This window comes from Sphingobacterium sp. UBA6317 (genome assembly GCF_002440385.1).
GTDB classification, from domain to species: Bacteria; Bacteroidota; Bacteroidia; order Sphingobacteriales; family Sphingobacteriaceae; genus Sphingobacterium; species Sphingobacterium multivorum.
In genome coordinates this window covers 142,101-166,063 of sequence record NZ_DJTD01000046.1, presented here as the reverse complement: position 1 = coordinate 166,063, position 23,963 = coordinate 142,101, and the positions used below count along the sequence as shown (strand labels likewise).

18 protein-coding genes are annotated in these 23,963 nt (G+C 41.1%); 6 read left to right on the top strand and 12 right to left on the bottom strand.

Annotated elements, in window-relative coordinates:
- Window positions 1-105 precede the first annotated feature (105 nt).
- The 5 genes from B3E92_RS15690 (at window position 106) to B3E92_RS15670 (ending at window position 7,654) form a co-directional block, all read left to right on the top strand.
- Complete coding sequence (locus B3E92_RS15690) at window positions 106-942, top strand: endonuclease/exonuclease/phosphatase family protein (protein ID WP_286843244.1); 837 nt, start codon at window positions 106-108, stop codon at window positions 940-942.
- Window positions 943-1,172: 230 nt separating this feature from the next.
- Window positions 1,173-1,991 (top strand): DUF4197 domain-containing protein, encoded by an 819-nt coding sequence (locus B3E92_RS15685; protein WP_286897523.1) that lies wholly within the window; start codon window positions 1,173-1,175, stop codon window positions 1,989-1,991.
- Window positions 1,992-2,427: 436 nt separating this feature from the next.
- Window positions 2,428-3,690 (top strand): peptidase T, encoded by a 1,263-nt coding sequence (pepT, locus tag B3E92_RS15680; RefSeq protein WP_145327489.1) that lies wholly within the window; start codon window positions 2,428-2,430, stop codon window positions 3,688-3,690.
- A 17-nt stretch (window positions 3,691-3,707) separates the two neighbouring features.
- Window positions 3,708-4,271: a nitroreductase family protein gene (locus tag B3E92_RS15675; RefSeq protein WP_236560304.1), complete on the top strand. Its 564-nt coding sequence runs from the start codon at window positions 3,708-3,710 to the stop codon at window positions 4,269-4,271.
- A 209-nt stretch (window positions 4,272-4,480) separates the two neighbouring features.
- Complete coding sequence (locus B3E92_RS15670) at window positions 4,481-7,654, top strand: TonB-dependent receptor (RefSeq protein WP_204990864.1); 3,174 nt, start codon at window positions 4,481-4,483, stop codon at window positions 7,652-7,654.
- A 72-nt stretch (window positions 7,655-7,726) separates the two neighbouring features.
- Here the strand turns inward: B3E92_RS15670 and B3E92_RS15665 are convergent, their stop codons facing one another.
- The 8 genes from B3E92_RS15665 to B3E92_RS15630 form a co-directional block, all read right to left on the bottom strand.
- Entirely contained in the window at window positions 7,727-8,434 is a 708-nt protein-coding gene (locus B3E92_RS15665) for a hypothetical protein (protein ID WP_286897521.1), read from the bottom strand.
- Window positions 8,424-8,972, bottom strand: a complete 549-nt coding sequence (locus B3E92_RS15660; protein WP_070570290.1) for an RNA polymerase sigma factor — start codon at window positions 8,970-8,972, stop codon at window positions 8,424-8,426. Before B3E92_RS15660 ends, B3E92_RS15665 begins: the two co-directional genes overlap by 11 nt.
- Window positions 8,973-9,115: 143 nt before the next feature.
- Window positions 9,116-11,713 (bottom strand): TonB-dependent receptor, encoded by a 2,598-nt coding sequence (locus tag B3E92_RS15655; protein WP_286775170.1) that lies wholly within the window; start codon window positions 11,711-11,713, stop codon window positions 9,116-9,118.
- 771 nt (window positions 11,714-12,484) lie between these two features.
- On the bottom strand, window positions 12,485-13,741 hold the full coding sequence (locus B3E92_RS15650) for a YeiH family protein (protein ID WP_115046465.1): 1,257 nt from the start codon (window positions 13,739-13,741) through the stop codon (window positions 12,485-12,487).
- A 122-nt stretch (window positions 13,742-13,863) separates the two neighbouring features.
- Window positions 13,864-15,645 (bottom strand): acyl-CoA dehydrogenase family protein, encoded by a 1,782-nt coding sequence (locus B3E92_RS15645; RefSeq protein ID WP_286897518.1) that lies wholly within the window; start codon window positions 15,643-15,645, stop codon window positions 13,864-13,866.
- 134 nt (window positions 15,646-15,779) lie between these two features.
- Window positions 15,780-16,955, bottom strand: a complete 1,176-nt coding sequence (locus tag B3E92_RS15640) for an acetyl-CoA C-acyltransferase (RefSeq protein ID WP_070570298.1) — start codon at window positions 16,953-16,955, stop codon at window positions 15,780-15,782.
- Window positions 16,956-16,985: 30 nt separating this feature from the next.
- Window positions 16,986-19,415 (bottom strand): 3-hydroxyacyl-CoA dehydrogenase/enoyl-CoA hydratase family protein, encoded by a 2,430-nt coding sequence (locus tag B3E92_RS15635; protein WP_286897516.1) that lies wholly within the window; start codon window positions 19,413-19,415, stop codon window positions 16,986-16,988.
- A gap of 40 nt (window positions 19,416-19,455) precedes the next feature.
- Entirely contained in the window at window positions 19,456-19,896 is a 441-nt protein-coding gene (locus B3E92_RS15630; RefSeq protein ID WP_075995002.1) for a MarR family winged helix-turn-helix transcriptional regulator, read from the bottom strand.
- A gap of 275 nt (window positions 19,897-20,171) precedes the next feature.
- Between B3E92_RS15630 and B3E92_RS15625 the strand changes: the two genes are divergently transcribed.
- Window positions 20,172-21,134: an isopenicillin N synthase family dioxygenase gene (locus B3E92_RS15625; protein ID WP_070570303.1), complete on the top strand. Its 963-nt coding sequence runs from the start codon at window positions 20,172-20,174 to the stop codon at window positions 21,132-21,134.
- An 89-nt stretch (window positions 21,135-21,223) separates the two neighbouring features.
- On the opposite strand, the gene B3E92_RS15620 is transcribed toward B3E92_RS15625, so the two are convergent.
- The 4 genes from B3E92_RS15620 to B3E92_RS15605 all read right to left on the bottom strand — a co-directional run bounded on the left by B3E92_RS15620 (window position 21,224) and on the right by B3E92_RS15605 (window position 23,687).
- Window positions 21,224-21,877 (bottom strand): porin family protein, encoded by a 654-nt coding sequence (locus tag B3E92_RS15620; protein WP_376781260.1) that lies wholly within the window; start codon window positions 21,875-21,877, stop codon window positions 21,224-21,226.
- A 106-nt stretch (window positions 21,878-21,983) separates the two neighbouring features.
- Window positions 21,984-22,970, bottom strand: coding sequence for a PCMD domain-containing protein (locus tag B3E92_RS15615; protein ID WP_286897515.1), 987 nt, complete (start codon window positions 22,968-22,970; stop codon window positions 21,984-21,986).
- A 48-nt stretch (window positions 22,971-23,018) separates the two neighbouring features.
- Window positions 23,019-23,180: a hypothetical protein gene (locus tag B3E92_RS15610; RefSeq protein ID WP_286775176.1), complete on the bottom strand. Its 162-nt coding sequence runs from the start codon at window positions 23,178-23,180 to the stop codon at window positions 23,019-23,021.
- Between the two features lie 144 nt (window positions 23,181-23,324).
- On the bottom strand, window positions 23,325-23,687 hold the full coding sequence (locus B3E92_RS15605; protein ID WP_286775177.1) for an MmcQ/YjbR family DNA-binding protein: 363 nt from the start codon (window positions 23,685-23,687) through the stop codon (window positions 23,325-23,327).
- Window positions 23,688-23,963 lie beyond the last annotated feature (276 nt).

The window sequence follows — 23,963 nt, the reverse complement described above, 5'->3', positions numbered from 1 at the left end:
TGATTGCCTTTATATAAAGAATAAATGATGAACAAATAACCGAGTGAAACGAGTTCATTTAAACACATGAAGATCACTCATAAATAGCATAAATAATTCAAATAAATGAAAAAAAGTCTTTTTCTCGTTATAGCGCTGTGTTTATCCTTCCTATCGTATGGGCAGGAATTTATTGCAGGCAGTTATAATATCCGCCAAAGAAATACCGTCGATGTCGATAACATGTGGAACGACCGGAAAGTCCCGCTTACCAATCTGATCAAATACCATGGTTTTGATATCTTTGGTATCCAAGAAGGTTTTTTTGATCAGGTTCAAGATCTCAAAAAGCTCCTTCCTGGATTTGATTACGTGGGTGTAGGTCGCGACGATGGTGCACAAGAGGGCGAGCACTCGGCGATTTATTACAATACAAATCGCTTTAAAGCGATAAAGAGTGGAACTTTCTGGCTTTCAGCCACAGATACCGAACACCCGAATAAAGGCTGGGATGCAGCACTACCGCGAATCTGTACCTGGGGTATTTTTGAAGACAAGGCCAACAAAAAACGCTTTATCTTTATGAATACACATTTTGACCATATCGGTCGTACTGCACGTACCGAAAGTGCAAAATTGATTCTGACAAAAGCAAAAGAGTTTGCCAAAGACCTACCATTAATTTTAACAGGCGACTTCAACGTCGATGAAAAAGATGATGCTTACTTCACCTTGGCCAATAGCAAAGTGGTCACTGATGTACATGAATTGGCAACATTTAAATATGAGCCCAATTCTTCTTTCAATGGTTGGGGCAAAAGCATTAGACCAACAGGCCGCATAGACCATATTTTTATCACCAAACCTTTCCAAGTAAAAAAATATGGTATCCTGACCGATACATACATGAATAAATTTCCATCGGATCACTTTCCAGTAGCAACGACACTCTCCTGGAAATAATACCTTGTTAATAACAACAACCCTATAACACAACAGCAGGTTCGCTTAGGATCTGCTGTTTTAATTTTTATAGAATAGTTTTTTATTTATACCGCATCGGCAATAGCGATTCATCACACTGTAGCGCATCTGCTACGATTCCAGACAATAGCTATGTTTCCTGGCAATTGGTTTAAACTTTCACATAAATTAACAGTCGATATGTTTAATTTTGACAGCAAAATAAAAACATGATGAAATTTCCACTATTATATTGTACACTATTTGTCTCCGGATTACTTTATTCCAATGCAAGCGAAGCACAGATTTTTAAGAGAATCAGTGAGACATTGGCAAAAGCAAATCAGGGCCAGACCGACAGTACCAAAACAACGACAACAACAAATACGACCGCAATAGCATCAAAATCGAATACCTTGGCATCTTTGTCCAATAAGGATGCATCGTTGGGAATCAAACAGGCTTTAAGCAACGGCTTAAATCTGAGTATCGAATCTCTAGCCAAGAAGGATGGTTTTTTGGGAGATGCAGCAGTAAAGATTTTGATGCCTGCCGAAGCACAGAAAGTAGAAAAAACGCTTCGTGCTGTTGGGATGGGGAAATTGTGCGATCAGTTTATACAGAGCATGAACAGAGCTGCGGAGGGAGCCGTTAAAGAGGCTGCCCCAGTATTTGTCAATGCACTTTCGAAGATGACGATTACAGATGCAACCAACATTCTTTTAGGTAGCAAAGAAGACGCCGCGACAACGTTTTTTAAAACAAATACATCGACCGAATTAACAAACAAGTTTAGTCCTGTTATCAAATCTGCCATGGGTACAAACAATGTGGACCAGTACTGGACCCAATTGACAACAGCTTACAACAACCTTCCTTTAGGCAATAAAGTGGAGACAAATCTTACGGCATATGTTACGCAGAAAGCAATAGATGGTCTATTTATCAAAGTTGCCGACCAGGAGTCAAAAATTAGACACAACATAGGTGGCAGTAGAAATACCAATATCCTGCAGAAGGTATTTGGTTACGCTGATCAAAAGAAATAGAACACGATTTACATGTAAAAAAAGGACCTGTCAACAATTTGATAGGTCCTTTTTTTATCTGAAATTGTCTGGTCTTATTGGCCAGGAAGAACCTTCAGTTTGCTTTCATTGCTGTTGGTGTCTGCGAAGTCATGAAGGTTTTAATTGATGCAGGACCATCATGCTTTCTTTTTTCCTATCCATGGATAAACCAAACAGCTCAAAAGATCTCCAGCACAATGCTATCTAGCGATACATTTTCTTTAGCGGTACATTCTCTTTAGGAAAATTAGGATTCTATCCGCTCCGATCCCTTTCTGTTATTGCCCATTTGTTACAATAGCGTCAAACGCATGTATGAAGGGTAAATTGTTTGTAAATGCAACCAAATTAAATTGCAAATAAAAAGCAATTTATCTAAGTTTGACCACCCTTATCACATTAGGGCTATTAGAAAATGAGCACATTTGAGATCAACAACATAAGTGATTTTTCGGTATCCGAAAGATTTCAACGCTATGTACAGATTGACACACAATCTGATGCAAATTCACCAACATGTCCTTCTACAGAAAAGCAAAAGAACCTAGGAAAGTTACTTGTAACGGAGTTGCTGGCATTGGGTATTTCAGACGCAGCAATGGATGAAAATGGATATATTTACGCAACAATTCCATCCAATACCACAAAGCAAGTTCCCGTTATCTGTTTCTGTTCTCATATGGATACATCTCCGGACTCTTCTGGAAAAGATGTAAAACCACTGGTTCATGCTAACTATCAGGGCCAAGATCTTGTGCTTCCTGACGACAATAGTATTATCATCAAATATGCCGAACATCCCGATCTAGCCAATCAAATTGGCCATGATATCATTACAGCGAGTGGCACTACTTTACTCGGTGCAGATGACAAAGCAGGTGTGGCCGAAATCATGGATGCTGCCCGTTTATTAATGAAACACCCTGAAATCAAACATGGTGACATCAAAATTCTTTTTACGCCAGATGAAGAGATTGGCAGAGGGGTTGATAAAGCAGATTTAAAACGTTTAGCAGCAGATTTCGCTTATACCATGGATGGTGAAAGAGCCGGAACCATCGAAGATGAAACATTTTCCGCAGATGGAGCTACATTAACTATTCATGGCGTATCGGTGCATCCAGGTTTTGCTAAAGGGAAGATGCAAAGCGCCATCAAAATCGCCAGTGCTATAATTGAGGCGCTACCGAAAGATAGGCTTTCACCTGAAAGCACCAACAAAAAAGACGGTTTCGTACATCCTGTTCATATCAGTGGATCTGTGGAAAAAGCAGAAATTCAATTTATCGTACGTGATCACGTTACGGCCAATCTCAAGAAACATGAAGATGAACTGGAAGGTATTGCAAAATCAATCGTGGAGCGATATCCAAACTGTACTTATACTTTTGTTGTAAAAGAACAATACCGTAATATGAAAGAAGTGCTGGATCAGCATCCTGAAATTATGGAAATCGGGATGGAAGCCATCAACCGAGCAGGAATGGTAGCCGAAAGAAGAAGTATCCGTGGTGGAACAGATGGCTCCCGTCTTTCGTTTATGGGGTTGCCTTGTCCAAATATTTTTGCCGGAGGGCATGCTTTCCATGGAAAACAAGAGTGGGTAGCTGTACAAGATATGGAAAAAGCCGTCAAAACAATTTTGCATGTTGTATCTTTATGGGAAGAAAAAGCATAAAGGAAAAATAAATTATAATGAAAAACGACGTATTAAAGGCAATACACTACAGAAGATCAGTATTTCAAGCTTCCTTCACTGAAGAAGAAGTCAGTAAAGAAGATATCTTGAGTATCTTGGAAGCGGCCAATGCTGCTCCAACACATAAAAGGACACAACCTTGGCGTTTTGTCATCTTCCGCAAAGAGGGATTGGAACGTTTGGGCACGGAGTTATCACGTATTTACAAATCGGTAACACCAGCAGAGAAGTACACTGAGGCAACAGAAATAACAATGGGCAAAAAAGCAACACAGTCAAACGTTGCGATCGCTATTGTTGTCAATTATACAGGTGAAGTTCCCGAATGGGAAGAATTGGCCTGTACAGCTGCAGCAGTTGAAAACATGTGGTTAGCTGCACACTCGCTAAACATTGGTGGATACTGGGCGACTCCCGGATTAATCAATCACTTGGGTGGTTTCTTAAATCTCGAAGAAAATCAAAAATGTATTGGTCTATTCTACTTAGGACACCATCAATCTGAGGCACGCGAACCTATCCGCACACCAATTGCAGATAAAATTCGTTGGGAAGAATAAATCTTCTCAACTTTATAATAAACAGCGAGCGGCTTAGAGGTATCTGAGCCGCTCGCTGTTTATAGGTTAATTAATTATGCATGACGGACCATCAAAACCCATTTTTATTAAATATTTCATAATGAGATCTTAACCATTTAACAATCTTGCAGAGATAATTTCGCAACATACTTGTGACAGACGCTAATCAACTAAAAAGTGAAATTATTATGCAAAGAAACATCGTTTGGTTAATGGTATTAACCATTATTACATTTTTCCAAATTCCAACCAACAGTTGGGCTCAGGGTACCGAAGCGACGATTACAGGTCGGATCATAGACAACAATGGGCCTGTAAAAGGAACATCTGTATCGGTAAGGAATGAATCAACAGGATTTAAACAAACGACACTGACCAACCAAAATGGTGTCTATACCTTTCAGCAATTACCTTTGGGTTCGCCATACAGCATCACAATCAACCACGTTGGCTATGCAGAACAAAAAAAGACCGACTATAAATTGAGCTATGGTGACGAACTCAATGTGGATTTCACCTTATCATCAGCTGAAAATAAATTGGATGAAGTTATCGTTCAAGGCACTGCGGCTGACCTAAAAAACAAGATCAAGACATTGGGTGCATCTACCGCCATTACGGCCAATGACCTCAAAAAAATGCCTGTAAATGGACGTAATTTTTCCTCTCTGATTGATTTATCGCCTGTCAGCAGTGGTACAAATCTAGCTGGACAGCGCGCTTCATCGACCAATTTTACGGTAGACGGAATGAATTCACGCAGTACAGTGGCCGGTGGAAATAGCGGCGGAGCTTATTCAATCTCCATGGAAGCCATTCGAGAGTTCAAAGTAGTGACCAATGACTACGATGTCACATTCGGTCGCAGCGGTGGGGGCAGCATTACCACCGTAACCAAATCCGGTACAAATACGTTAACTGGAAGTGCATTTACTTTTGCCCGGGCAGGTTGGCTTTCGAGTAAGTACAACCTCAATGGAACAGCCCGAAAACAAAAATTCTCCACCTATCAATATGGATTCTCACTTGGAGGTCCAATCATAAAAGACAAAGCTCACTTCTTTGTAACTTGGGACCGTCAGATGGACACCCGTCCTCTTCAGATCGCAGACATTCAAACAACGGAGGACATTGCACGTTACAAAGTAACCCAGGCTACATTAGATGAGTTTACCCGCATTGCTGTAGGTAAATATGGTGCGAGTGCCGATCGCCTGTTTGGTTCCTTTGACAAGAAGAAAAAGACCGACGCGGCCTTCGCCCGCATTGATTGGCAATTGAACGATAAAAACTTATTGACTATTCGGAACAACTTTGTCTACGACATGGACAATCAACAAGAGGGAGACAATACAGGCATCAATGCTTTTGAATCCTACACCAACAGAAGGTATATTAACAACAGCCTCATGGCCTCCTTGCGCACGTCGATCAGTTCCAAATTGACCAACGATTTGAAGGTGCAACATTTTTATGAGCGTTCTGAAGCACAGCACAATGTAGCTGGATTTGATCAGTCACACAGTATTCCACGTGCGATCGTTGAATCTGTTCAATCGGTGGACGGCACAAATAAATATACCAATTCAATACAGCTTGGTGGTCAGCGTTATGCACCAGAATGGTTCAACGGAAATATGTTACAACTGGTCAACAACCTCTATTATAACACAGATAAAATCAAATATACCTTCGGTGCAGATGTCATGTATACGAACATGGATTTCCGCTACGGCAGCGAAATGAATGGTCGTTTCTATTTTACTGGTCTACAAAATTTCGATAACCTGACTCCTTATCGCTATGCCCGTGATGTATATATGACTGACAAAGAAAACACCTTGGTCAACAATCTAGCTGTAGGTCTCTATGGACAGATGGAAGCTAAAATCGCTAGGGGTCTTGATGTTGTCGGCGGCTTACGTCTGGACAATACGAAATACCTAAAGAAGGCTACATTCAACCAAACAGTCTATGACGAACTGGGCCTTTCAACCGATAATGGTATCAACACTTTTCAGATACAACCCCGCGTGCAGTTCAACTGGGATATCAATGAAGAAAAGAAAAATATAATCCGTTTTGGCGCTGGTATATTCGGTTCGGCCCTCAACCCCTATTCTATGTTAAACAATATGTTGTTTGATGGCTCACGCATTGCCGGTGTAGATATTACTGACCCTACTTTAATTCCCAAACCAAATTTTGCAGGATATCGCCAAGACCCCGATACAGCTCCAGGGCGCGAACTGCTGGACAACCCGAAGATCGAAAAACTTGTTACCATCAATACCAATAGCAAGGATGTAAAAGTGCCAACTGTATATAAAGCGAATATTTCCATCAATCACTTTTTCACACCTTCGCTACGCATCGGTTTAAGCGCTTACGGAACCTGGGGGCGCAACAATTATATGTATGTAGATCGCAATATGGTGGAGGATCCTTACTTTAGGCTGACCGCCGAAGGTAACCGTGGGGTGTATGTTCCGGCATCAAGCATCAATACGACAAACGGTGCCGCCAACTGGACCAATAGCCGTAAAACAAAACAAATAGGCCGCGTACTGGAAATGAACAGTGAAGGAAAAAACAATTCTTATACGGTTGTGCTGGACGGAACTTATCGTTATTATAAAGACGGGCAGATAACCGTATCTTACACCTGGAACGACACAAAAGACAATACCTCCTACAACGGCAACGTCGCAAATTCCGCTACCCTTTCGCTGATGGTGAAAGATGATCCACGCGACTTGAGTACGATGACGTATTCGGACAATCAATTCCGCCATAAAGTTGTTTTTTATGGTACTATGCCATCGCTATGGGGTGTATCTATGGGTTTACGTTTTAGCGGAATTGCAGGAACGCGCTATTCCCTAGCGGTTAACGGGAATGTTAATGGTGATTTTGTAAATTCCAACGATCTTGCCTTCGTTTACAACCCCAGCAATAAAAACACACCCGATTACATCAAATCGGGCATTCAAGCCATTTTGGATGATCCAAAGGCAGAACAGAGCATTAAAAAATACATCAATGGTAACCTCGACCGCATCGCCGAAAGAAACGGCGGCATCAACGGTTTTTACGGCGTATTTGACTTACATTTGGCTAAAAATCTAAAAGTTTACAAGAAACATGGCATTGAAGCTTCGATAGACATTTTCAATGTAGCCAACCTATTGAAAAAAACTTGGGGTGTAGGACACAATCTGGGTAAGCAAAATCTATATGCCATCAAAAGCTTTGATGCAACCAGTCAACAATATATTTATAATATGAGTTCTGGTGTGGGAGTATCCAATTTAAATGGTAATCCTTATCAAGTACAATTAGGCCTGAGATATGCATTTTAAGTAATTCAGACTATATAAAAAAGCAGCGAGCCATTTCCTATGAAAGAAATGGCTCGCTGCTTTTTATCACTATTATTTTTTTTCGATTCCAAAACAATGCGGCGGTTTAATTACAATTACTTGTGCCGAGTTCCGTTCCTCTTTGACGGGGAACACAATTTTCAGACGCCCTTTTGTTCCCTGCCATTTTGGCCCAAACTGCAGAAGTCGAACCGCTTCATCAACGAGCGACTGATCTGGTTGTCCTTCAGCACTGATATGAGTAGGCACTCCATTTTTGTCGATTGTAAACTTGACAATAATTTCGCCTCCTCTTACAGATGTAACGGACTTCTGATTGAGGTACTGTTCAAAAATTTTCCATCCTTCACGCGGCGTTGCATCACCTCCATCCAACAATGGTTCAACAGACACCTTATTTTCAGGCTCGCTCAACTCTACATCCGTTGTACGCTCCGCTTTACCGCTAAAATGTTTAAAATAGAGCAAGGCCAATAAAGTCACAAAAAGTACCCCTGCGGTAGCACCTATCGCCAGACGCTGCCAAGTGAAATATTGGGCATGTCTTGTCGCAACGGTATCTTCTACACGACGATTGAGACGTTGCTGCAATAGACTCAATTGTCGGGCATCCACACCATTTTGTAATCGATAACCATCGATAGCATCTTGTAAAAAGGGATCTTCCAATGCTTCTCGTTCCAGTTGAAACATGTCCTCCTTAGTCATCAAACCATGGATGTAATTATGAATCCGTGATAATTGATAATTATTTTCCATTTTCTTTCCTTTCCATACAGATTTTTAGATTGCGCTTTCCATTTTGAATAGCACTCTTGACCTTATTCAAGTCATATCCGGTCAAATCTGCAATATCTTTATAACATTTTTGCTCGAGATAGAATAAACGTACACATTCTTGTTGTTCGTGGTTTAAAGTCTGCATACATCCCTCCAGTTTCTCAAAGTCTTTTTCTTCCCATTTGACTTCACTGGTATCATTTAACTTTTGTTCACTTTCGAACAAATTGTCTTCAATATCAACCTGTGTTGTCCGCTTATCTTTACGTAACTGCATCAGGCAATAATTTTTGCTGTAAACGTGTAACCAGCTCTTAAAATTATCGACTTCATATTGCCGAAGCTTCGTGATAAGTTCTTCAAATATCTGCATCACAGCATCCTGACTACGGTCGGGGTCTTGTAAGTATTTAAAGCACACACCATAAAGCAAGGACATATAGGGCGAATATAGTTTCCCCAGCGTAGACAAGTCACCGCTTGTTTTATAGTGTTGTAAAAGCTCTTTTTCGTTCATGCGCAAATCATTCACCTTAATGATGATTTAAGATACAAATTTCCATATATAAAAAAAGGAGCTATTGAAAATTAGCGCAAAACAAAAACCGTCCCCATAACGAAATGGAGACGGTCGATAAAAATATAATATGAATTACGGATTTAATTTCCTTGTTTCCAATTGTATCGCAGTGTAACACCGTAAGTCCGCGGATCGGCAACTACTCCTGCATACTGTCCATAGCTTCCAGGTGCTGCCAGCAATTGTTCGTAATAATCTTTATTGGTTAGATTTCTACTCCAAACAAACACCGAAATACCATTCGATCCCCTGAATCCTAGCCGAGCGTTCAATACCGAATAGGCATCAATGTTTAGGTACTGTGATGGTGAGGAACTGGATGAGAATTTAGACCGGTGAAATAGGTCTGCGCCCAAAAAGTAAGATCCATTAATTCCGATCAGCTTCCCACTTTTATTCGCTTCGCCGCCCAAGGACCAGGACCATTTGGAAACACCAGGAAGGACGCCACCAGAGATATCTTTAAAAGCTTGCGCTCCGCCAACCTCTTCTAAGGGAACAGGTGCGTTGGTAAATTTAACATATTTGGCATCAGTATAGGCCAATGCTCCATTCAATCGGAGAAAATGTCCGATGTTGATATTTCCATCCAATTCAATACCCTTTACACGTACCTTTTCGGCATTGGCCAGATAACCACGGTTTACCCCAGGCTCGGGTGTCTGCACTTGCGTTTGATAGTCTTTGATATCCGTTTGGTAGACGGTCAGATTGAGGAGTGAATTGCGTGTTGGATTTGTCTTCACACCAATTTCCTTATGACGGACAGCCTCAGGTTTTACTTCGGCGAGATCCAGCAACACCGCTCCATTGGCTGTCGGCAATCCGCCGACGTTGATACCGACAGGTTTATAACTGATTGAATACGTTGCGTAAGCATTTATCTTCGGATTGAAGCGATATCTTGCGGAGAGTTGACCAGAGAAATTGTCTGCATCCGCATTGACATCAAAAGTCTGATTGGTATATACACCGTTCTTTAAGGCAAGCAGGGCGGGATCTGAGGTCTGCAAACCACCATAGGTCTGTCTATCGTAGTTAGCCACCTTTTTATCGTAGTTGTAGCGCAGCCCTGGGAGGATATGTAATTTTGGCGTTACAGCCCAATCAATCTGTGTATAGGCTGCCAAGCTTGTGCTTTTAATCCCGTAAACGGTCTTGATTCCAAAATTATCAAATAATCCCGGTGTCTGCCACAAAGCACTGGTAGAGCTTTTTTGAAAACGCCAAAAGGCAGATCCTGTTTCTTCGGTATGTACAGGGTCTGTGCCCAGATCCTGCCAAAGACCAAATAAACCAACAACCCCGCTGACCTTTTCACTGATTTTACCAGAGTATCTGAACTCCTGTGACCACTGGTTATGGACGGAATTACCTGCTGAAACGGTGTATACCGGAAGTCCTAAGTAATCACGGTCATTGAGCGGAACCCATGTCCATGTCCGCCACGCAGAAGTTGAGGTCAGTGTCCCTTCTCCAATCTTGATATCGGCATTCAATGCGACCCCACCCAATTTATTATCAGCTTTAGATTGAGTATCCAAATCTATCTTACGCTCGAAGGCACTTTTATAAGGCAACTCGTAGCCCAGATCTTTAATAATTGCATCAAATTGTCTGTAGTCCGCACGCTGTGTTTTTACAACTCCCGCAACCGCCCAGCCGTAACCATCGGGTTTTTGTGATGACACATCACCCGAAAGCACCAGTTTGATATTCTCGGTTGGGGTAAACAGCAATTGCCCTCTAAAGCCCAGGTTGTTAATATCATTGATCTTCCTATTGGTATGTACATTAAACAAATTTCCATCCCGTTGTGTGCCAGAAAAAGAGGCTCTCGCAGCCAGGTTTTTGGCCAATGGCCCTGAGATTGATGTCTTCGCCTGAATAAAACCTTGGTTTCCGTAGCTGACTTCCACATTGGCCTCTGGTGTGAATTGTGGTAAACGTGAGGTTATATTAAATGCACCTGCTGTTGTATTCTTTCCAAAGAGTGTACCTTGAGGTCCACGCAGCACCTCTATCTGGTCGATATCAATAAAGTCCAGCCAAGTCGCGGCAGGGCGGGCGATATATACACCATCAAGATAAAATCCTACACCCGGATCGATCCCATCATTGGTGAGCCCATAAGTAGAGCCCAGCCCCCGGATATTAAGCGTCGTATTACGTGCATTCGATGCATATAACTGAACTGTAGGTACAAGCTCTTTTAGTCGATTGACATTAAATGCCCCTGCATCCTCCAATGCAGCGCCACGAATAATCGATACGGGAATCGGAACATCCTGTAACTGCTCCTTACGACGGCGTGCGGTGACCACTACTTGATCCAATGCTTCCAATCGTGGGGTAAGTTCAATCACTGCCGGAGAATGGTCCACCACGATATGACGGGTTTGATAACCAACAATGGATACGACCAATGAAAATGGCAATTTTTGTCCAGTTACAAACTGGAAAACACCTTTACTGTCGGTTTTCACCTGGTGTGTAACGGCTTCCAACTGAACCGTTACGCCTTGCAGGGGCTCTTTTGTTACGGCGTCAATTACGGTACCTGTTAACGAGGCATTTATAATAGGTTTAGGGTTTTCTACTTGCGCGTAAGTATGGTAAGAACCTGTTAAAAGCAAGCTAAAAATGACGCTAATTCGAAAAATAGCATTTTTTTTCATAAATTTATTCAGTTTAATGGTGAATCTAAAACAAGTGCCAACGCCAATCGATACTTGCTTCATTGTTAAAACTTTGTAAAAGGGAAGCCTCGGCTTCCCTTTTCTAATATAAGAGAGTGTAAGAGAGAAATTTTAACAACACATTCGTTTCTTGTCACTTTTTAGGGTAACAACAGATCCTTCTACCGAAGCAACCAATAAACTTGTTTTTGGAGAGTAATTTTGTTTCATTCTTTTTATCTTGTTATTTTCTTTTATTTCCTGCTGCATAAACGAATCAGTATATGCACTTATCAGGCGGCAATTTCAAACAACTTTCATCACATTTCTTTGTTATAAAATCAATTTCATGGCTAGTTCGATTCATAATCAAGTCAGTCCTTTTTGCTCGCCTTCCTATTTACCTGTAAATCAGATAACGATACAAATATATAAATATTTTTTAAAAGACTACTAATTTGATAGATTTAATGATATTTTTTTTCAAAAAGCCATTAAACCTTAATTTTAAGACACTTAAAGCAAATAAAAAGCGGCTCAAATTTCTTTCAGCATAAAAAAAATCGCGAAGGCAACCATCCTAATCACCAACTACCCAGCGAAAATCAAGAAGCAAGCGATTGTATAAAAAACGAAGATCTGTGCTACGAATCAGAAAAAAATTCACGCATAAACCCTTGATGAAAAAGCATAAAAAAGGCCGTCCTAGTTAGACGGCCATCTTTACAGTCATATTTTAACGATCTATTTCACCTTGAAACACTTACCGTCTTAGCGAAATAGCACCAGAGCAATCAATAAGGTAATAATAACATTAAAAGTCTGGGCAATCAGAAAAGCATATAGCGGTTTCTTATTGTCTTGAGCAAAAAGATCCTTAAAGTTCGTTTCCAAACCAATGGATGTAAATGCCAAGGTAAACCAGAGGCCCTGTAAGTTTTTCAAACTTCCTTTGACGGCATCAATCTTCTCAGGAGATATCACGAATGAAAAGAGCAACGATGCAAATACAAATCCCAACACAAACTTCGGGAAACGTTCCCATATAATTTTCAGCGTAGGCTTATCCCGCTTGGTTTCATCATCAACCGATTTCGCATAAGTCCAATAAATACTGATGGCAAAAGCAGCCAGCCCCAACAATACGTTTTGGGAAAATTTCACAATGGTACTGATTTTCAACGCTTCTTCTCCTACCAGGGAACCTGAAGCCACGACAGCACCAGTTGTATCAATACTCCCGCCGAGCCAAGCACCGGTAACTTCTTGCGACAAGCCCATCCACTCCGCCATATAAGGCATGAAAATCATCATTGGAATCGCTGTAATAAGGACCAGTGAAATGACATAGGAAAGCTTTTTGCTATCACCTTTAATTGCTCCCGAAGTTGCTATCGCTGCGGAAACACCGCAAATAGATACTGCACTCGACAGCATCAGCGACATCTCCTTGTCAATCTTTAATTTTTTACAGATCCAGAACGCAAAGTACCAAACAGACAATACGACAGCCAGTGCTTGAATAAGCCCCAAGGATCCCGCTTTCAGGATATCCCCGAAGATCACGGTAGTCCCGAGCAGAATTAGGCCTATCTTGACATACAGCTCGGTACTGAGCGCCTCTTTAAACCAATTAGGCAGTTTAAAGCAATTGCTGATGACTAAACCGATAATCAAACTAAAAATTACAGCTTCGAGATTGTATTCTTTAACTGTTGCATTCCCTGCCAGCACCAATGCAAATACGGTAAGGATAAATACAACAGGAAATACAACGAATAATTGTCTTACAGATTTCCCCAAAAGAAAGGCGCCCAATATCGCGGTAACGAATACAAAAATAAACTGCTCAAAAAGCTTCATTAAATTTGTCGGGTCGAAAACCGTTGCGACGAGTTCGGCGGAATTACTCCACGAAAAACTAGGTACTGGCGCAACAATTCCTGAGAGTGCGAGAAATATGGTAGCGATCCCCAAAATGACGACTACCCAGTCTTCTGTAAATGTAAATGATCTTGAAGATGTCATATAATGGTTAGGGTTTAAAAGGTTAAATTTAGCATAATTACAGTGACTTTCTAGGATTGTAACACAAAAATGGCCGAAGATTTCTCTCCGGCCATTAACCAAAACCAATAATCTATTATCAATCAAAAACAATATTTATTCTCATCTATCAATTTCTTTGCGATTCGCTGACGTGCATCTTTCACATTAAATGGCTGTGCTTTTGTGAATCTGCGCAAACCAACCAACATCATATTCAGTTCATCACCTTCACCAAAAGAATATAATGCTTCTTTACCGGCAGCGCTGATTTTATCAATAGCACCATACAGATAGATCTTAGCCATATCTTTTGCATAGTCTGCTTTATCAGATCCTGTATGCAGCAATTTTTCCGCACGCAACAAGACTGACTCGGTGATATAAACATACCCGATAATATCCGCAATATTCATGAGGATTTCCTCTTCTTTGGAAAGAGACATCATCAATTTTTGCACTGCTGCTCCCGCAATCAATAACCCAGCTTTTTTAAGGTTTGCCACAATTTTCTTTTCTGCAGCGAAAGGTGCATCGTCCTCTTGACCAAAATCTGGAATAGCTAGAAGCTCTCCAGCTACAGCTTGGGCAGGTCCCATCAGATCCAATTCACCTTTCATGGCCCGTTTTAACATCATGTCAACGACAAGCAATCGATTCACTTCATTCGTACCTTCAAAGATCCTGTTGATCCGTGAATCCCGATAAGCGCGTTCCATCGGCGCATCTGCTGAGTAACCCATTCCACCATAAATCTGTACCCCTTCGTCAACCACATAATCCAACATCTCCGAACACCATACCTTGATGATAGCACACTCAATTGCGAACTGCTCTACAGACTTCAATTTTGCTTTCGCTTCATCCATACCACCAGCAATCAGTGCATCATAGGCATCATCGATATTTTGACCCGCGCGATATGACGCAGATTCCACAGCAAACAAACGTGTTGCCATTTCAGCGAGCTTATAACGAATGGCACCAAATTTAGAAATCGGCAGATTAAACTGCACACGTTCATTGGCATACTGCACCGCATGATTAATCACCATACGTGCCGAACCAATTGTGGCAGCGCCCAGTTTTATACGTCCAATATTCAGGATATTTACAGCAATCTTAAATCCGTTTTCACGATCAGAAAGCATATTTTCTACGGGCACAGCACAGTCATTAAAAAAGATTTGACGTGTTGACGACCCTTTGATGCCTAATTTATGTTCTTCTGGATTCATCGTGATACCACCAAAATCCTTTTCGACAATAAATGCCGTCAGATTTTTATCATCATCGATTTTTGCAAATACGATAAAGATATCTGCAAAACCACCATTTGTAATCCACATTTTTTGACCATTGATCAAATAATGTGTTCCTTCAGCATTTAATTTTGCCGAGGTACGACCCGAATTTGCATCCGATCCGGCATTGGGCTCTGTCAAACAATATGAAGCTTTCCATTCACCGGTAGCAAGCTTTGGAATATATTTCGCCTTTTGGGCATCATTACCATAATACAAAATAGGCAGTGTTCCGATTCCCGTATGAGCAGACAATGCGACAGCAAAAGAAAACCCACCACCTACCGCATCTGCAACAAGCATAGACGTGTTAAAATTTTTGCCGAAACCACCATATTCTTCGGGAATAGAAACTCCCAGCATCCCGAGTTCACCGGCCTTATCCATCAAACTAGGCATAAGCCCCTCCTCTTGTGCATCTATACGATCAAGTTTGTTCAATACCTCCGTATCTAAGAAATCCAAGCAAGTTTGACGAATCATTTTGGCTTCTTCATCAAATTCTTCCGGAATAAAAACGGCTGTATAGGGCGTCTCCCTAATCACGAACTCTCCGCCTTTAATTGCTTTATTTTCGCTCATTGTCTTTTTAGATTTGTATGGGCAGCAAAATCTTACTATGCGACGAATGCTGTCCACAATGTTGTTAAATACTTCTATTCGCTATGAGATCAGAGATCCATATTTTAATTATATCGCTGTTTTTAAAGACCTATTTAGTCCAATAACTCAAAAATACCAGCTGCTCCTTGGCCAGTTCCAACACACATCGTCACCATGCCGTATTTTTTGCCTCTGCGCTTTAACTCATTTAGGACCTGGACTGTCAATTTCGCGCCTGTACAACCAAGTGGATGCCCTAATGCTATAGCACCACCATTGACATTCACTTTCTCTTCATCTAATCCGAGTTCGCGAATAACGGCTAACGATTGAGACGCAAAAGCTTCATTCAGCTCAAAGAGGTCAATATCTTCCTTTTTAAGACCGGCTTTTGCCAAAGCCTTGGGTATGGCATAGATAGGTCCGATACCCATAATGCGAGGTGGAACACCTGCTACAGCAAAACTAACGAGCTTTGCTATAGGTTTTACACCAAGCTCTTTCACTTTTGCTTCAGACATCACCAAGACAAATGCAGCCCCATCAGAAGTTTGTGAGGAATTCCCCGCTGTCACGGAACCATTCGCTGCAAAAACTGGTTTTAATTTCCCTAAAGCCTCCAAGGAAGTATCGGCTCGAGGACCTTCATCCGTATCAACAACATATTCACGTGTTGCAATCTTGCCGTCTTTCAAGTAATTTTCCTTTACCGTGATAGGCACAATGCCATCTTTCAAATGACCATTTTGAATAGCTGCAACTGCCTTTTGATTTGATTTAAGTGCAAAAGCATCCTGATCTTCGCGTGAAACGTTGTAATCTTTGGCTACAGCTTCGGCAGTCAATCCCATACCCCAATACCAATCCGGGTGCTCTTTTGCTACAACAGGATTAGGCACAATCTTCCAACCTCCAAAAGGCATTCCGGACATCACCTCAACACCACCGGCAATGATAACATCTGCCATCCCAGTCTTAATCTTTGCTACGGCTGTTGCAATAGTCTCCAAACCTGAAGCGCAGTACCGATTAACGGTTACTCCCGGGACCTTATCCGTGTCCAATCCCATCAGTGAAATGAAACGGGCCATATTGAGTCCCTGCTCCGCTTCCGGCATGGCATTCCCAACAATGACATCATCTATATCTTCTTTATTTAAATTCGGCACAGTGGATACAAGATGTTTAATAACATCCGTGGCTAAATCATCGGCCCGCATAAAGCGAAATACTCCCCGGGGCGCTTTGCCTACTGCTGTACGAAATCCTGCTACTATATATGCTTCCATTATTTTTAATTTTTTCGTGAGTAGTGAGTTCTAGTTCCGTAAAGGCTTACCGTTGGTCAACATAAATTGAATTCTTTCAAGCGTTTTGCGTTCAGCACAAAGCTCAAGGAATGTTTTACGTTCAAGATCCAGTAAATACTGTTCAGACACTTCCGTCGGTGACGATAAATTTCCACCACACATTACCCAGCCTAGTTTCTCTGAGATCTTACGATCATAATCAGAGATGTAATTGCCTTCACGCATTGATGAAGCGCCCACATAAACGATTCCTAATCCTTGATTTCCCAAAACTTTGATATCATTGCGTGGAGCAGGCTGAACATACCCCTCATCTGCCAATTCCAATGCCTTTGCCTTGGCATCCGCCAGAAGACGGGCACGATTCATGGTGATTGCAAATTTATCTTTCTGCAAATAGCCGAGCTCATAGGCTTCATAGGCAGAAGTCGAAACTTTTGCCTGACCAATAGTCAGGAATTTATCTTTTAACGTATTTTGGACAATTTGATCATCTTTAAATTCCTCCGAGGCACGTATCGTAAATTCTTTAGTTCCGCCACCACCAGGAATAACACCAACCCCCAGTTCAACCAAGCCCATATAGGTTTCGGCGTGAGCCTGAACAAAATCGGCATGCATGGAGAATTCACAGCCCCCACCAAGCGTCATTTGAAATGGCGCAACGACTACAGGTATTGACGAATAGCGTAAGCGCATGGATGTATTTTGAAATGCACGAACGGCCATATTCAATTCATCAAAATCCTGTTCTACGGCCATCATGAAAATCATTCCGATATTCGCTCCAGCAGAAAAGTTTTTTCCATCATTGGACACCACTAAACCGCGATACTCTTTTTCAGCAAGGTCAATGGCTTTATTCAATCCCTGGATAACATCCCCACCAATGGTATTCATCTTGGTATGAAATTCACAATTAATGATACCATCGCCCAGATCAATAATAGAAACACCCGTATTTTTCCAGATTGTCTTACTTTCCCGGATGTGATCCAATACGATCAGATCTTCGGTACCGGGAATAGCTTTATACGATTTGGTCGCAATATCATAATAGTGACGTACACCATTTTCTATTTTATAGAATGATTCACATCCGGCTTCCAACATCTCGTGTACCCAGGAAGCAACCTCCCCGTCCTGACCCGGAAGTCGTTTTTCTTCGGCCTTAATTTTAGCTAAGGTCTCGCGAACACCTAGCGCATCCCATACTTCAAATGGTCCTAACTCCCAACCAAATCCAGCACGCATGGCATCATCGATCCGGAAGAAGTCATCTGTAATTTCGGGAACACGGCGGGATACATATTCAAACAATGGATAATGCATGGCACGGAAGAGTTCCGCCGCTTTATCGGTTCCTTGTTCATATACTTTCATCCGCTTGCGGATATCCTCCACAGGCTTGGTAGCTTCCAAAGTAGTGGATTTCACTTTTTGCTGTGAACCAAATTCCAGTGTTTTTAGATTTAAAGATAAAATCTCCGAATTACCATCGGCAGCTTTTACTTTTTCATAAAACCCTTTCTTGGTTTTCTCACCCAACCATTTATTCTCGACCATCTTGCTGATGAATGCAGGAAGCTGGAAAACGCCTTTGGCTTCATCCTCTGGGGCATTCTGCGCCAGTCCATTGGCAACATTCACCAAAGTATCAAGTCCTACCACATCGGCTGTACGAAAAGTCGCCGATTTGGGATGCCCCATTGCAGGACCGGTATATTTGTCGACCTCCTCAACGGTCAATCCAAGAGGTTCCACTAAATGAGTAACCGCCAACATCGAATAAACACCGATACGATTACCAATAAACGCCGGAGTGTCTTTACATAATACAACCGATTTACCCAGCATCTTGTCACCGAAGTGAAGTATAAAATCAATGACCTCCGGCTTGGTATGCGGTGTTGGAATGACTTCCAATAAAGGGAGATAGCGTGGCGGATTGAAGAAGTGTGTGCCGCAGAAATGATCTTTAAAATCTTCACTTCGCCCTTCTGTCATTAAATGAATAGGGATACCAGAAGTATTGGAAGTAATCAATGTCCCAGGTTTTCGAAATTGCTCAACACGCTCAAAAACAGATTTTTTAACATCGAGCCGCTCAACGACAACCTCGATAATCCAATCCACAGAAGCAATGTCTTTTAGATTATCGTCAAAATTCCCTGTTTTGATACGTCTTACAAATGACTTGCTATAAATTGGCGAAGGGTTTGTTTTTAAAGCCGTTTCTAAGGAGCTGTTGACAATTCGGTCCCGAACGATCTTACTCTCCAACGTTAGGCCTTTAGCTTGTTCTGCCGGAAGCAGTTCACGCGGAACAATATCCAACAGTAAAACTTCAACACCAATGTTAGCAAAATGACAAGCAATTCGCGAGCCCATAACACCCGAACCGAGAACCGCCACTTTTCTAATATTTCTGTTCATCATAACATATTTATTATGCACTTCTGTACATTTGGTTTAACTTCTAAACGATTACTTCTTCCTTGTAACTGGTTGCAAGCTCATTGAGTTTAGCTAAAGAAGCAATCAATTGATCACGTTCATTTTCTGAAAAATTATCCGCTAAGTATTGATTGAAATTACGCACCACATCCTTGGCAATTCTTCTTTTCTCCCGACCCAATTCAGTCAAGTATACTTTTACAGATCTCTTGTCGGTCTCACTCGTCTCACGGTATATAAATCCCAATGACTCCAAATTATTCAACACCCGAGACAAACTAGTTGTTTTAACTCCTGTCAAATTTGCAATCTGAGAAACAGGTGTACCCTCTTTATGGATGTTAATCAAAATATATCCCGCAGCCTGGGTAAAACCGTACTGCGAAGCAATTTGATTATATTTATTGGCTATTGTCTGCCAGCCTGTTTTTAAAAAATAATCGATTGTCTGATTTTGGTTCATAAGCGTACTCACAAGCTATTTATTATGCTTGCATAACAAATATACCAGTTAGCAATTAGAATAACAAGTTCGAAATTATAAATTTTGTCATATGTTCGTCAGCATAATTCGGCATACATACCTAACGATACTTGTCGTCAATTGTGAAATGTGGAAAACTTTTAAACACTGAGATACAGCAAAATAAACAGAAACACAAAACTTTTATTAACAGCCCCTGTTTAATAATCAAAATTAATTCCGTTAACTTTGTCCTGAACAAACATCAACACTGTATGGCTTTAGTAAACATACCTCGCTTGGACTTGCTACATTATACACAAGGAACCCAAGAACAACGAAATCAATTTATCCAAGATATTGGCAAAGCTTTCAATGAAACAGGCTTTGTAACGATTGCAAATCATGGCTTATCAAAAGAGCTGATTGAGGAATTATATCAGGTGGTTCCTGAATTTTTTGCTTTGCCGACGGAGATCAAGGAAAAATATGAATTTCCAGAACTTGCAGGTCAACGTGGCTATACCGCAAAAGGAAGAGAAAAAGCCAAAGACGCGAAAACACCTGACTTAAAAGAATTCTGGCAACGCGGTCAAACGATTGTTGGTGAAGAATATTCCAAAGCTGATTTTCCGGACAATCCTGAAGTAGCTGAAATTCCTCGCTTTAATGGCGTAACCGCTGAGGTTTATAAAAAACTAGAAGATACAGGCCGCGACTTATTGAAAGCGATCGCGACCTACCTCGATCTGGAAGAAAATTACTTTGAACAATATGTCATCAACGGTAATTCTATTCTACGTGCTATCCATTACTTCCCAATAAACGATCCTGACGCCTTAGCCCCTGACGCAGTACGCGCAGGCGCCCACGAAGATATTAACCTCATCACCTTATTGATTGGAGCTAGTGCGGATGGTCTTGAAGTGATGACAAAAGACGGGGAATGGTTTCCTATCAAAGCCAAGGGTGAAGATATCGTCATCAATGTAGGTGATATGTTGCAACGGTTAACAAACAATAAGTTGAAATCTACTACGCATCGCGTAGTAAACCCACCACGTGAGAAGATGGGTACTTCCCGTTTTTCTATTCCTTTCTTTTTACATCCAAAATCCGCCATGAGTTTGGCTTCATTGGATTCCTGCATCGATGCGGAACACCCGAAGGCCTACGAAGATTATACCGCCGGTCAGTACCTGGATGAACGCTTAAGAGAAATCGGATTAAAAATGTAAAACTCCGCATCATTTAAATGAGCATAACAGTATAAAAAAAGAAATGGCCGATCCTAGGATCGGCCATTTCTTTTTTATGGATATTAAAGCTATTTCAATTTATAACCTATACCAACATTCATAAAGATATTATGTAACCCGAAGCTAATACTTTCAAATCCGGTTTTCATAATATTATTGAAGCCATAATCCAACTGTGCCAACGCAAAGAATCTTTTGTCGATAGCATAATGGGCTCCCAAACTCATACCAACATCAATACTCCTAACACTTTCCGAGAAATCATAATCGGCATTATCCACAACAATCTTATTTCCAGTAGGTTCTTCATGTCTAAGATAGCCATTGTAAGCCTCGCCATAGAATTCCTTTTTTACCGCAAAAGAAATATAAGGACCTGCCTGCACATTCCAGCGATTTGAAAGCTGATTAGTCGCTTGAATCGGCACAGACAGATACAGATTATGCACTTTGGTTGTAATATCACCCGTATAATAACCTCTCAACTCCTCTTTTGCATCATTCACAGCATTGAATGTCGTCTTGTATCCTTTAACAGTCGCTTTCGTATCTATTCCCTTTCCTTCGAAGACGAGACCCAAAGATACTCCCCATTTGGGATCAATACGATAGTTTGCCCTTGTTCCGACAAAAAAGGGAACATTCGGATTATAGTTTTTAATTTTTCGGATCTCACGTGGCAATGAAAGCGGTGCGGCTCCGCCGATCTTACTGCCAACCATCACATCAAAACCTAATTTACTTTCACCCGATGTATTTCCTGCGCATTTGCAACAGACCCTATCAAAACCATCGCAGCCACTGCGATTGTATATTTTATCATTTTCATTATTTCTTCGTTACAATTTTGAGATCATCCACCGTTAACTTACTACCGACAGCACCAATAAAATTATCACCATATTTACTCGAAGACATCACAATAGCAATGCTATAATCCAAATTGGCAACGTCAGCATCAGTCACTTTCGCCGTGTACTTAAATGGCAATGTAAACTTGACAAAACCATTGGTCGCTGTTGCGCCACCATTTTCCAGCCTGGCTATAGCCACTATACTTGGATCTTTCAAAATATTATGTCCGGTCAAATAGGAAACTTTCTTCTTCGGATCAGGCTCCGAATCCATCAGCTGCTTGCGATTATAAAAAACCGCATAGATATCACAGGAATCTTTGGTATTGACCGGCTTCATGTTTTCGTCCGTCACCGTTGCGCCAGGACTATACTTATAGTAACCTTCCAAGGCCAGCGGTATCTGATTGAAAGGAAGACCAAACTGCGTTACCGAAAGTGGATCTGTCAATACAGGTCCCGTATCAAACGCTCCTATAAAAAGATTTCCCGCAGCAATAGGTTTCTTGAACATCGCTCCAAAAGCACCGGTCAACTTCGTTTCCAATAAAGCCGCTTTCGATCCTGAATGTGCATCCGAACTCGTTTTAGTAGGATATGACTCGGGCTCCTTTGTACCTCCTCCCAAGCTCAATGTCAAGGAGAAACTTGGATTTCCGGAAGCCCAATTATAGAAATCCTGGCCATCAATTTTATTGTAAAATATGGTGTATTTATCATCTTTATCGATCGCCGTATCTTCAAAGCCATATTCTGTTGGAACAAATCCACCATCTGTTTTCACAATTTTAATCAGGTAGTTTTTTGTAAACTGATGATCTTCGGACGTAACTTTATAATATACGCCGTTTTTTAGCAATTCATCAACAATTACTTTATTCATATCCTGAGTTCCGACCGGCATTTTCAAAGAATCCTTCAAAAGCTCAATCGAGGCACCAGGAGTCAGGTCAAAAGTCATATTCAACTTGGTAAGATCATGAATATTGGGCTGAAGGTAAAGTGTAACTTACGTATTTGAAATGACCGGGTTCAGCAAGAAGACATCTTCATCGGCATGAACACCGACAATATCCGCTTCCATATTTAGCGCTTCTTCCTTTATACAACTTCCCAAACTGAAAAGAAGCATAAAACAGATTAACCACGAGTAATTTCGTGTTCGTTTCATAAAAATAATATTTAGTGTAACTTTAATGATCGATGTTATTGAGCGATACATCGAGTTAGCAAAGCTACCATTCCTCTCTCCAAAAACAGCCCTTTTAATACCTTTTATGCACCAAGCAACTAATTCTTTACACGTAAACCACACTTAGCGCCCACTTATTTCTTGTCTAATCTTCACAGGCAGGCTTTCGACAATAAGTTGATAGCTATGCAAAATTAACTCTTCAAGCTTTCTATCATCAAGTTCCCGATTAGCAATAATGGTATTCCAATGCTTTTTATTCATATGATACCCCGGAAGCACTGCGTGTTCATGCCTTTCACGCAGTTCAATTGCCCACTCCGGATTACACTTCACATTAAACCGAAGCTCATCAATCTGATCCAGTCCCACCAATAAAAAAATCTTGCCGCCAACCTTAAATACCAGTGTATCCGGACCAAATGGCGTCTCCTCCATAACTGGCCCAATAGACAAACAATATTCTCTCAGATCTTCAATGTTCATATTTTTTTGTTTTAGTTATCCTTTAAGTTAATCTGAATGCCCTTCATAAAATGGACAATAATCCATATAAAGCTAACAAAAGCAGCGGATCGTTTTACTTAAAATCTTTTAATCTTTAGCAAAGACGATATTAAACCTATAGGCAATAAAGCGATATGGATACAGAGAAAAACAAATGCGGAATAAACTGGAATTAGACAATGAAAAGCATAGGACAACTTCGGTATTTATAGGAATTATCGACGGATATGAAGCGGTACTCATTCGGAGCTTCTT

Coding starts and splice junctions, on each gene's coding strand:
- pepT (WP_145327489.1), top strand. CDS start 2,428: ATGAGCACATTTGAGATCAACAACATAAGTGATTTTTCGGTATCCGAA.
- B3E92_RS15635 (WP_286897516.1), bottom strand. CDS start 19,415: ATGATGAACAGAAATATTAGAAAAGTGGCGGTTCTCGGTTCGGGTGTT.
- B3E92_RS15650 (WP_115046465.1), bottom strand. CDS start 13,741: ATGACATCTTCAAGATCATTTACATTTACAGAAGACTGGGTAGTCGTC.
- B3E92_RS15610 (WP_286775176.1), bottom strand. CDS start 23,180: ATGAAACGAACACGAAATTACTCGTGGTTAATCTGTTTTATGCTTCTT.
- B3E92_RS15605 (WP_286775177.1), bottom strand. CDS start 23,687: ATGAACATTGAAGATCTGAGAGAATATTGTTTGTCTATTGGGCCAGTT.
- B3E92_RS15630 (WP_075995002.1), bottom strand. CDS start 19,896: ATGAACCAAAATCAGACAATCGATTATTTTTTAAAAACAGGCTGGCAG.
- B3E92_RS15675 (WP_236560304.1), top strand. CDS start 3,708: ATGAAAAACGACGTATTAAAGGCAATACACTACAGAAGATCAGTATTT.
- B3E92_RS15645 (WP_286897518.1), bottom strand. CDS start 15,645: ATGAGCGAAAATAAAGCAATTAAAGGCGGAGAGTTCGTGATTAGGGAG.
- B3E92_RS15685 (WP_286897523.1), top strand. CDS start 1,173: ATGATGAAATTTCCACTATTATATTGTACACTATTTGTCTCCGGATTA.
- B3E92_RS15660 (WP_070570290.1), bottom strand. CDS start 8,972: ATGAACGAAAAAGAGCTTTTACAACACTATAAAACAAGCGGTGACTTG.
- B3E92_RS15620 (WP_376781260.1), bottom strand. CDS start 21,877: ATGGTTGGCAGTAAGATCGGCGGAGCCGCACCGCTTTCATTGCCACGT.
- B3E92_RS15690 (WP_286843244.1), top strand. CDS start 106: ATGAAAAAAAGTCTTTTTCTCGTTATAGCGCTGTGTTTATCCTTCCTA.
- B3E92_RS15665 (WP_286897521.1), bottom strand. CDS start 8,434: ATGGAAAATAATTATCAATTATCACGGATTCATAATTACATCCATGGT.
- B3E92_RS15625 (WP_070570303.1), top strand. CDS start 20,172: ATGGCTTTAGTAAACATACCTCGCTTGGACTTGCTACATTATACACAA.
- B3E92_RS15640 (WP_070570298.1), bottom strand. CDS start 16,955: ATGGAAGCATATATAGTAGCAGGATTTCGTACAGCAGTAGGCAAAGCG.
- B3E92_RS15655 (WP_286775170.1), bottom strand. CDS start 11,713: ATGAAAAAAAATGCTATTTTTCGAATTAGCGTCATTTTTAGCTTGCTT.
- B3E92_RS15670 (WP_204990864.1), top strand. CDS start 4,481: ATGCAAAGAAACATCGTTTGGTTAATGGTATTAACCATTATTACATTT.
- B3E92_RS15615 (WP_286897515.1), bottom strand. CDS start 22,970: ATGACTTTTGACCTGACTCCTGGTGCCTCGATTGAGCTTTTGAAGGAT.